We start from the raw sequence: 10249 nt of genomic DNA, 5'->3' as shown, positions 1-10249 counted from the left end.
GGCGGCTCGGGCCGCTTTGCCGGAAGGTGAGCACCGCAGCCGCTGGGATCCGCGGGAGCAGTCGGCGGCCGCCGAGGCGTTGCTTGACCTGTCCAGCACTCTGGCGGTGATCAACGAGCAGCTCGAGACCCTGGGCGGGCACAGTCGAGAGCTGGACAATTGCCGGCGCCGGGGCCTGGCCCTGCAGGAGCGACTGGGACTGTTTCTGCAACAAGACCCGGAAGAGGCGCTGGTTCGCTGGATGGAGGTGAGTGAAAGGGGCTTCATTCTCCATGCCACGCCCCTGTCCACCGCCGATCGTCTGGGGGAGTGGATTGGGAACGTGCCGGCAAGCTGGGTGTTCACCTCGGCGACCTTGGCCGTGCGCGAGGAGCTGTCCCACTTCCGTCAACGCCTGGGCCTGGAGACGGTTGATGAACTGGTGGTGGGCAGTCCCTTCGACTATGCGCGCAATGCAGTGCTTTACCATCCGCGGGAGCTGCCGCCGGTCAACGCCCCGGATTATGTGGAGCGTTTTGCCGAGGTGGTATTGCCACTGGCCGAAGCGGCCCCCGGCGGCAGTTTCTTTTTGTTCACCAGTCACCGGGCATTGCGGCAAGCGGCGGCCTATTTGGCAGATCGGACCGAGCGGGAGGTGCTGGTTCAGGGCGACGGGCCCAGGGCCCGCCTGTTGGCAGCCTTCCGGGAGAACGGCCGGGCCATCCTTCTGGGGACACAGAGCTTCTGGGAGGGGGTGGACGTGAAGGGTGAGGCGCTGAGTCTGGTGGCCATCGACAAACTGCCCTTCCAGTCGCCGGGGGATCCGCTGATCGAGGCCCGGATCGAGGCCATCCGGGAGCGGGGCGGTTCCCCCTTCATGGAATGGCAACTGCCCCAGGCGGTGATCACCCTCAAACAGGGGGTCGGGCGTCTGATCCGTGATGTTGAAGATCGGGGCGTGATGGTGATCGGTGACCCCCGCTTGATGCAGAAGGGCTACGGCAAGATCTTCGTGGACAGTTTGCCGCCCATGGCCAAGACTCGGGACGGAGAAAAAGTGAAACGCTTTCTGGAAAGCCTCGGCCGACAGGCGCCTGAGTTCGAGGAGGAACCGACATGAGCAGGCTTGCCATTGATACCGCCACCGAGGCCTGCTCGGCGGCGCTGGAGCATGGCGGTCGGGTCTATCACCGCTATGAAGTTGCGCCCCGTCGCCATGCGGATCTCATGCTCCCCATGATAGAAAGCCTGCTGGCAGAGGCGGGCTGCGACCGCCGCGAGATTGAGTGGATTGCTTTCGGCCGCGGGCCGGGTGCCTTCACGGGGGTGCGCATTGCGGCCGGCATCGCTCACGGCCTCTCTCTGGGGGTCGGCTGCGGTCTGGTGCCGGTATCCAATCTGGAAGCTCTCGCAGTGGCTGCCGCGACAGAGCGGGGAGAAGCCCAGGTGCTTACCGCCATCGATGCCCGCATGGGCGAGGTCTACTGGGCCGGTTTCGGCGTTGATGGTGATCAGCTGAAAGTGATCGCGCCCGAACAGGTCTGTCCACCCAGTGCCGTCAGGGCGGGAGATATCGCGGTAAAGCAGGCGCTGGCCGTGGGGACCGGATGGGGCACCCATGGTGATGCCTTGATAGAGACACTGGGTGTTAGCCCCGCGACCATAATCCCGGATGCACTGCCGGATGCAGCCGTCATGCTTCGTATTGCCATGACCCGCGTCGCCCAGGGGACCCGCCCACAGGCACCCAGCGCGGCACAGCCGGTTTACCTGCGGGACAAGGTTGCCGTCCCTGGCGGTGGGACAAATCCATCCTGATTGTCATCATCCGGGCACGAAACTGTCATTTCGCTGTAATATTGCACTGATGTAATCCGCATGGGTTTCAAGCATGGAAGGTTCCATGAGCGGAAAACAGATATTGATCGTTGAGGATGACGCGGCCATCCGGGAGATGATCGCATTTTCTCTTAAGCGGGCCGGTTTTGCGGTCAGTGAGGCGGAGGATGCGGAGCAGGCCCGGTTGAGAATCGCAGAGCAGCTGCCTGATCTGGTGATCCTGGACTGGATGCTGCCCGATACCAGTGGCCTGGAATATGCCCGCTTTCTGAAGCGGGAAGAGCTGACCCGCCGGTTGCCGGTGATCATGTTGACTGCTCGTTCCGAGGAGGATGACAAGATCCGCGGCTTTGAGAGCGGTGTGGACGATTACATCACCAAGCCTTTCTCCTCTCGTGAAATGATCGCCCGGATCGAAGCCGTGCTGCGTCGTGCAGCGCCGGAGAGCGAAGACGAGCAGGTCAAGATCAATGGCCTGGAAGTGAACCTTGCCAGTCACCGGGTCTCTGCCGATGGTCAGTCCGTGGACCTTGGTCCCACGGAATATCGCTTGCTCACCTTTTTCATGACCCACCCTGATCGGGTCTACACTCGCGGGCAGTTGCTGGACCGGGTCTGGGGCAGCAATGTCTATGTGGAGGAGCGTACGGTGGATGTGCATATCCGCCGTCTGCGCAAGGCCTTGGCGCCCGTGGGCTATGACAACTATGTGCAGACGGTGCGGGGAACCGGTTACCGTTTTTCTTCCGACTGATGAGCGCCCGGTGACCCCGGGGAAAGGGAGGGTCGGTCAATGCGAGCGCTCTGGTCGCTGGAACTGCTCAGGATTGTGCTGCTTCTGGTGCCGGCGGGCCTTCTGGGCTGGTTGAGCATCGGTCTGGCACCCGGGCTGGTTGTTGGCTTGTCCCTGTATGCCGCCTGGCATCTCTGGCAACTTTATCGTCTGGAGCGCTGGTTTCGGCTGGATCGGAAGAGAAACCCTCCGGTGGGGTCCGGTCTCTGGGGAGAGGTTTTTGATCATTACTATCGACTCCAGCAACGTCATCTAAACCGAAAACGCCGCCTTGCCCGTGTGCTCCGGGAATTCCGCAGTTCCACCGAGGCCATGCCTGATGGCACCGTGGTGCTGGACCGGCAGGGTCATATCGTCTGGTTCAATCAATCGGCCCAGGCAATGATTGGTCTCAAGGGCAGCCAGGACCTGGGGCAGCCCATCAGCAATCTCTTGAGGGAGCCACGCTTTCTCAAGCAGCTTTCCTCGAGAGAGGCCCCGGAAACCATTGAAGTCGGTTCACCAATCCATCGTGACCGGTGGCTCAATCTGAGCGTCGTCCCCTATGGCGAGGGTCAGCGCTTGCTGTTGATCCGAGATGTGACCCGTTTGCACCGCCTGGAACGCATGCGGCGCGATTTTGTCGCCAATGCCTCCCACGAGCTTCGCTCTCCCTTGACTGTGGTACAGGGCTATCTGGACGCACTGGGAGAGGATCCCCATGTGCAGTCCGAATGGCAGCGGCCGGTGGAGGAGATGCAGCGACAGACCCAGCGCATGACTTCAATTGTCAATGACATGCTGGAACTGTCTCGGTTGGAGACAGAGGAGCCGGATGCGATCCGGGATCCGGTGGATGTGAGAGGCATGCTCAACCGCCTCAGGGAGGAAGCCCTGGCGCTGGGGAAAGGGCCGCGGGATGTGCAGGTTGAAGTAAGTGGACGGCCCATGATGCTGGGTGTGGAATCAGAGCTCTATAGCGCCTTCTCCAATCTCGTATTCAACGCCATGCGTTACACGCCGGAATCCGGCAGTGTTCGGCTTGTCTGGGATATTACGCCGGCCGGTTCAGGGCGTTTCTCCGTAATTGATACGGGTCAGGGTGTTGAGCCCAAGCATATCCCTCATCTTACTCAGCGTTTTTACCGTGCCGATCCGGCTCGGACCCGAAAAGAAGGCGGCACCGGTCTGGGCCTGGCAATTGCGAAACATGTCATACAGCGACATGGCGGTCGTCTGGAGATTGAAAGTCAGCCCGGCAAGGGCAGCACTTTCCGTTGCATACTTCCTGCCGATCGTGTTCAGGCATCACCAAATTGAAACAAAGGCTTCACGTACTCGTCATTCATTGGGCCTAGGATGCCCCTGTCACTTCGGGACCTTTTATAGGAATCCCTGGTGGAAGGGGCCCGGGAATTTGTCCGGCGCGCCAATACCTGACTCGATAAATTACTGAGGCTGTAAGGAGAATATTGAATGAACATGATCAAGTTCGGCACGCTTGCCCTCACTGCCGCTATTGGCGTCTCCGTTGCGGTGCCGGCCATGGCCGATCCCAAGCCCCGGGGGCGGATACATCTCGACTACGCCTTGCATGATGAAGATAATATCGATCTGGCGGATGGTCATCGACTCCGTCGTGCCCGTCTGGGTGTGAGTGGCAGTGTTGACGACAACTGGTCCTATCAGTCGGAAATCGACTTCGCGGAAAATGGTGTTGGCTTTCGCGATGTCTATCTGCGTTATACGGGCCTGGAGAATGGTGACCTCACTATCGGCCATTTCAAGGTGCCTTTCGGCATGGATGAGCTGACCAGCTCGAATCACCTTGCTTTCATCGAGCGGTCCCTGCCCACCAGCTTTGCTCAGTCCCGTCGTACCGGCTTCGGTTACCGCAGCGGTGGTGATAACTGGGGATTCGCCAGCATGCTCTTTGGCCAGGGGGTCGGAACCAACAATGACCGTGTTTCTGACGGTGCTGACGAGGGTTTTGGTATTGGCGCCCGCATTTTCGGCACCCCGGTGAACAATGACAACAGTATTCTCCACCTGGGCGCGGCCTTTACCAGCGAAGACACTGCTTCCAGTGAGGACGAAACCGCACGCTTTCGGGCCCGTCCCGAGTCCCGGGTCACGGGTATTCGACTCGTGGATACCGGCACCATCGATGAGGTTGACCGAATCAACCGCTTTGGCCTGGAGGCCGGTTATCAGGTTGGTGCCCTGACTCTGCAAGGTGAGTATCTGTCAGTGAGCGCGGACCGGAAAAGCGGCTTCAGCGATGTGGATTTTGATGGCTATTACGCCCAAGCCAGTTACGTCTTCGGGGGCTCGAAGCGGGCCTACCGTGGCGGTGCCTTCCGTAACCCGGAAGTCGGATCCTGGGAAGTTGCCCTGCGCTACAGTCATATTGATCTGAATGATGGCGATTTCCAGGGTGGTGAACAGGACAATATCACCCTCGGCTTGAACTACTATGCCGCCAAGAATGTTCGGTTCATGTGGAACTATATCGCGGTGGACGCCGATATGGGTGGCGTATCGGACAAGCCCAATATCTTCCTCTTCCGGACTCAGGTTTCCTTCTGACACCCTCTTAGTAGTAGGTGCTTTTGTGAAAGGCCCTGTCTTCGGCAGGGCCTTTTCTTGTTTTGCTGGTCCCGCCCTATAGACCAGCGGCATGGTGGTTCTGGCCGGGGCCATAGATAGGCCATGGCAAGCCGAAGGCAAAGCCCTGCCGGCTCCAAGGCCGGGACGCAAGCTGTCATTGCCATGGAAGGGTAATATCCCGACTGATCAACGCCTGGGAGCGGTCACAAAACTGTCAAATCACTTTCCTACCATTGTCATTCTTCAGGCCGACAATGCTCCTGCGTATCGGGGAGACACTGGGTTTCCCTGCATTGACTCGCAAACCTGAAGAGGGAAGTGACCATGCTGAGAAAGCTGATGACCGCCGGAATTGTCGCCGGACTGGCTGCCCCCGTCGTGGCGGTAGCCGATGTGGACCCCAACCTGCCCGAATACGAGGCCGTCTCCGGGATTTCCGGAAACCTGTCCTCCCAGGGCTCGGATACCCTGAACAACCTCATGGCCCTGTGGGCCGAGGAATTCCAGGACTTCTATCCCAACGTCAATATCCAGATCCAGGGTGCCGGCACCTCCACCGCCCCGCCCGCCCTGGCCGAAGGGACCGCCAACTTCGGGCCCATGAGCCGTGGCATGCGTGACAGCGAAATGGCCGACTTCGAGCGGGCACATGGTTATGAAGCCACACTGGTGCCGGTGGCCATCGACGTGCTTGCGGTCTACGTCAATCGGGACAATCCCATCGACGGTCTTACCATTCCGCAGATAGACGCCATTTTCTCCGACACCCGCCGCTGTGGTCACGATGAAACCATCACCCGCTGGGGGCAGGTCGGCCTGAGTGGTGCCTGGTCCAACCGGGATATCACTCTCTACAGTCGTAATGCCGTCTCCGGGACCTATGGCTACTTCCGTCAGCATGCCCTCTGCGATGGCGACTTCAAGGATGCCATCAACGAGCAGCCCGGTTCCGCCTCCGTGGTGCAGGGCGTCACGGAATCCCGTAATGGCATTGGCTACTCGGGCATTGGTTACAACACCTCGGGCGTGAAAGCCATCAAGGTCGGTCGTGAGGATGGCGAGCTTTTCGAGCCCAACGCCGAGAACGCAGCTACCGGCGATTATCCGCTGGCTCGCTTCCTGTACGTGGCGGTGAACAAGCACCCCAACGAGGAACTGCCGCCCCTGGAGCGTGAGTTTTTCAGGCTGGTGCTGTCCCGACAGGGCCAGGAAGTGACCGTTCGTGACGGCTTCATCCCCCTGCCGGCCTCCGTCGCTGAACAGTGGAGAGATCGTCTGGGCCTGTAACACAGCCCCTTCACGTTCATTGATGTGGCAGAGCGCCCGGTGACAGCCGGGCGTTTTTTTTAATGTAATCAATGGCGTGTTTCATTAATGAGATCCTTAACCATTGTGTCGCGAAACTGTCATGTTTCTGTCATGAGTGCTCCGTAGCATTGCCGGCGCAACGAGCGGACCCGTTCAGGACGGGCCACAAATGGAAGCAGGCACTCGGGACAGATCAACGATGAGCAAGCAGAGTGAAGCAGGGTCGCCGGAGGCGGGCCACGGTGACGACGGCCTGATGCCCGGGCCGGAGGCCCGGACCCGGCTGCGTCGCTGGCGTCGAACCAAGGACTGGTTTGCCAAGGGTTTTGTGGCCATGGCGGGGATCGGTGTGATTATCTCCCTGGCGACCATCTTCGTGTATCTGTTCAGCGAAGTGACTCCCCTGTTCAAGGGTGCGGATCTGGATGAGCCGATCAGTTACGAAATGCCGGGTTTTGATCAGGCCGAGACACTCTATTTCGCCACTGATCGGCATAACGCCGTGGGCGTTCGCTATACGAGCGAGGGCCAGGCGATATATTTCCAGCCGGAGTCCGGTGAAGTCCTGCGAACCGAAATGCTGGACATTCCCCTCGGCGTGGCGATTACCAGCTTTGCGACCGGCGAGCCGCGGACCGGGTTGGCCGCATTTGGCCTGTCTGACGGTACAGCCCTGGTGGTTCAACTCGAGTATGAGATCACTTATCCGGACAATCAACGCCAAGTAACCCCTCGCCTCAGGTTCCCGTTGGGCGAAGAACCCATTCGGGTCGCCGAAGAACGTATTGCGGTGCGCAATATCGCCGTCCAGGAGGGGGGGCGCGGTTATGCCCTGATAACCGAGACCACCAACGGGGCATTGACTTATGCGCGCTACGAGGCCCGGCGTCACTTCATGACTGACGAGGTGGAGCTGACTCGTAGCATGCATGCGCTGCCGACGCCCCCCGGTGAGATCTCCTCCATGCTGGTGGACATTACCCTGCGCAACCTGGTGATCGGCGACCAGCAGGGTAGTCTCCATTATTATGATATCCACCGTCCGGAGCAGGCTCGCCTGGTGGACAGTACCAGCGTGGTGGAAGGGGTGGAGGGCGGCGTCACCGCCATGGAATACCTGTTGGGCACCGTGTCTATCATCGTCGGCGGGGCCGATGGTTCCCTGACCCAATGGTTCCTGGTTCGCGACGAGGACAATGTTCGGCGTCTGACCCGCATTCGCGAGTTCGATCGTCATCCGGGTGCCATTACCCATATCTTCCCGGAATATGCCCGCAAGGGATTTATTGTCGGTGATGAAAGTGGTCATGTGGGGGTGCATTACGGAACATCAGCCCGCACTCTGGCCATGGAGCAGGTTTCCGATCAGCCCATCCGGCGGGTAGCCGTCTCACCGCGCAACAACAGCTTCCTGTTCACGGATGCGCCGGACCGGCTCACGTTCGGCCGCATGACCAATCCCCACCCGGAAATATCCTTCGGCGCCCTGTGGAACCGGGTCTGGTACGAGGGCCGTGATCGGCCGGAGTATGTGTGGCAATCATCTTCGGCCACCGACGAGTTCGAGCCCAAGTTCAGCTTCGTGCCCCTGTCCGTCGGGACCCTCAAGGCCGCGTTCTACGCCATGCTTTTTGCCATGCCATTGGCAATCATGGGCGCCATCTACACGGCCTATTTCATGACGCCCCGCCTGCGCGGCGTTGTCAAGCCAACCATCGAGATCATGGAGGCCCTGCCGACGGTCATTCTGGGTTTTCTCGCCGGGCTGTGGATGGCGCCCTTTGTGGAGAACAACCTGCCGGCGGTATTCAGCATTCTGATCCTGATGCCCGTCTTCATGATGGCGGCCGCTTTTTTGTGGACACGTGTGCTCCCGGTCACTCTGCGTGAGCGGGTGCCGCCAGGCTGGGAGGCCGCCATACTGGTGCCGGTGGTGCTGGTGGTGGGCTATGTCTGCGTCAGTGCCAGCCCCTGGGTAGAGGTGGCCCTGTTTGACGGTGACATGCGCCAGTGGTTTACCGAGCAGGGTATCGCCTACGACCAGCGTAACGCTCTGGTTGTGGGCTTCGCCATGGGCTTTGCAGTGATTCCCACCATCTTCTCCATTGCCGAGGACGCGGTGTTCAACGTGCCCAAGCACCTGACTCAGGGCTCCCTGGCTCTCGGCGCAACACCGTGGCAGACCATGGTGGGAGTCGTGCTGCTTACCGCCAGCCCGGGGATCTTTTCCGGGGTAATGATCGGCTTCGGCCGAGCCGTGGGCGAGACCATGATTGTGTTGATGGCCACCGGGAACAGCCCGGTGGTGAATTTCAATATCTTCGAGGGAATGCGCACCCTGTCGGCCAACATTGCCGTGGAGATGGGCGAGGCCGCCCGCGGCGGGACGCATTACCGGATTCTCTTCCTGGCGGCGCTGGTTCTGTTCATGGCGACCTTTGTCCTCAACACCATTGCCGAAATCGTCCGCCAGCGTCTGCGGCGCAAGTACAGCTCACTCTGATCCCGCCATCGGGACGGTATTGACGGGAAACATGCAATGACGAACTGGTTCAAGAGTGGCACACCCTGGATCTGGCTGAACGCCGGTGCGGTGACCCTGAGCATGATCATGGTGATCGGCCTCATTGGTCTGATCGCCGTGCGAGGCCTCGGACATTTCTGGCCGTCGGATATTGCCGAGATCACGTATCTTTCTGAAGACGGTGAGGAAAGACGGCTGATCGGCGAATTGAGCCAGAGCGAGACCATGACCGCAGCCGCCATGCGAGAGACGGGGCTTGAGGTGCCGGAGGACCAGGAGGTGGTGGTACGACACCTGATCAAGCATGGCAACCGAGACCTGCTGCCCCGGGATTTTGCCTGGTATGTGGCGGAGCAACTCAGGGACTGGCGTTATCCGGAAAATCTGGTTCGCCTGGAGCGCCGGGAATGGGGTGACTTTTATGGCTACGTCCGGGAAGTGCGGGAAGGGGGTGTGCCGGTCGCCACCGGTGATGCCGCTCTCCAGGCCCTTGTGGATCTGGCGCCACAGAGTGTTCGTCTGATGGACGAGGTTGCTCGTATTGATCGCTACGAAATCGGTGGCGTCAACTTCCGGATGGAGCAGATTCGCCTGGAACGTCGCCGAGTTGAAATGGACGAGCGCATGTCCGAGACGGCAAAGGCCGAGCGTTACGAGGAACTGGACGCGGAGATGGGTTCGCTCCAGGAGGAATACAATCAGCTTCGTGAGCAGAGGCAGCTGAAGCGGGACCAGGCGGGCAATGTTTCCGCAGTTTTCGAGGTCATGGACGGTCGGATGGTGGAGATCAACTTCGCCAATCTTGTCCGGGCTACTGCGCCAAATGCCATGTCAACCTCAGAGAAAATCGGTGAGTACTTCTCCCGCTTCTGGCGCTTTCTCTCCGATTATCCCCGGGAGGCCAATACGGAAGGCGGTATTTTTCCGGCCATCTTCGGCACGGTGACCATGGTCATGATCATGTCCATATTCGTCACACCCTTTGGTGTGCTCGCCGCCATCTATCTGCGGGAGTACGCCAAGCAGGGGCCGCTTACACGAGCCATCCGTATTTCCGTGAACAATCTGGCCGGGGTGCCGTCCATTGTCTTCGGTGTATTTGGTCTGGGCTTTTTCGTCTATTTCATCGGCGGCAATATCGACCAGGTTTTCTACCCGGAGGCCCTGCCGGCACCCACATTTGGTACCCCGGGCCTGATCTGGGTTTCTCTCACCCT

General features: G+C 59.9%; 8 protein-coding genes. All 8 read left to right on the top strand.

Features of this window, described 5'->3' with window-relative positions; genetic code table 11:
- Positions 1-1099, top strand: a 1099-nt coding sequence (locus tag ACJWXQ_RS02450) for an ATP-dependent DNA helicase (protein WP_406672063.1), incomplete at its 5' end; no start/stop codon positions are given.
- Positions 1096-1797, top strand: coding sequence for a tRNA (adenosine(37)-N6)-threonylcarbamoyltransferase complex dimerization subunit type 1 TsaB (tsaB, locus tag ACJWXQ_RS02445; protein WP_346049466.1), 702 nt, complete (start codon positions 1096-1098; stop codon positions 1795-1797). The genes ACJWXQ_RS02450 and tsaB, both read left to right, overlap by 4 nt.
- 85 nt (positions 1798-1882) lie before the next feature.
- Positions 1883-2572, top strand: a complete 690-nt coding sequence (phoB, locus tag ACJWXQ_RS02440) for a phosphate regulon transcriptional regulator PhoB (protein WP_346049468.1) — start codon at positions 1883-1885, stop codon at positions 2570-2572.
- 39 nt (positions 2573-2611) lie between these two features.
- Positions 2612-3910, top strand: a complete 1299-nt coding sequence (gene phoR, locus ACJWXQ_RS02435; RefSeq protein ID WP_346049470.1) for a phosphate regulon sensor histidine kinase PhoR — start codon at positions 2612-2614, stop codon at positions 3908-3910.
- 156 nt (positions 3911-4066) lie between these two features.
- On the top strand, positions 4067-5179 hold the full coding sequence (locus tag ACJWXQ_RS02430; RefSeq protein ID WP_406672062.1) for an OprO/OprP family phosphate-selective porin: 1113 nt from the start codon (positions 4067-4069) through the stop codon (positions 5177-5179).
- A 345-nt stretch (positions 5180-5524) separates the two neighbouring features.
- Positions 5525-6487, top strand: a complete 963-nt coding sequence (locus ACJWXQ_RS02425) for a phosphate ABC transporter substrate-binding protein PstS family protein (RefSeq protein WP_346049474.1) — start codon at positions 5525-5527, stop codon at positions 6485-6487.
- 277 nt (positions 6488-6764) lie between these two features.
- Entirely contained in the window at positions 6765-9011 is a 2247-nt protein-coding gene (locus tag ACJWXQ_RS02420) for an ABC transporter permease subunit (protein ID WP_346049584.1), read from the top strand.
- Positions 9012-9047: 36 nt separating this feature from the next.
- A partial coding sequence (locus tag ACJWXQ_RS02415) for a phosphate ABC transporter, permease protein PstA (protein WP_406672061.1) occupies positions 9048-10249 on the top strand: 1202 nt, incomplete at its 3' end.

It is taken from the genome of Natronospira sp. (assembly GCF_007134575.1).
Taxonomy (GTDB): Bacteria; Pseudomonadota; Gammaproteobacteria; order Natronospirales; family Natronospiraceae; genus Natronospira; species Natronospira elongata.
Note: the sequence above shows the minus strand (reverse complement) of the source record. Positions and strands in the feature narration are given on the sequence as shown.

Coding starts and splice junctions, on each gene's coding strand:
- tsaB (WP_346049466.1), top strand. CDS start 1,096: ATGAGCAGGCTTGCCATTGATACCGCCACCGAGGCCTGCTCGGCGGCG.
- phoB (WP_346049468.1), top strand. CDS start 1,883: ATGAGCGGAAAACAGATATTGATCGTTGAGGATGACGCGGCCATCCGG.
- ACJWXQ_RS02425 (WP_346049474.1), top strand. CDS start 5,525: ATGCTGAGAAAGCTGATGACCGCCGGAATTGTCGCCGGACTGGCTGCC.
- ACJWXQ_RS02430 (WP_406672062.1), top strand. CDS start 4,067: ATGAACATGATCAAGTTCGGCACGCTTGCCCTCACTGCCGCTATTGGC.
- ACJWXQ_RS02420 (WP_346049584.1), top strand. CDS start 6,765: ATGCCCGGGCCGGAGGCCCGGACCCGGCTGCGTCGCTGGCGTCGAACC.
- phoR (WP_346049470.1), top strand. CDS start 2,612: ATGCGAGCGCTCTGGTCGCTGGAACTGCTCAGGATTGTGCTGCTTCTG.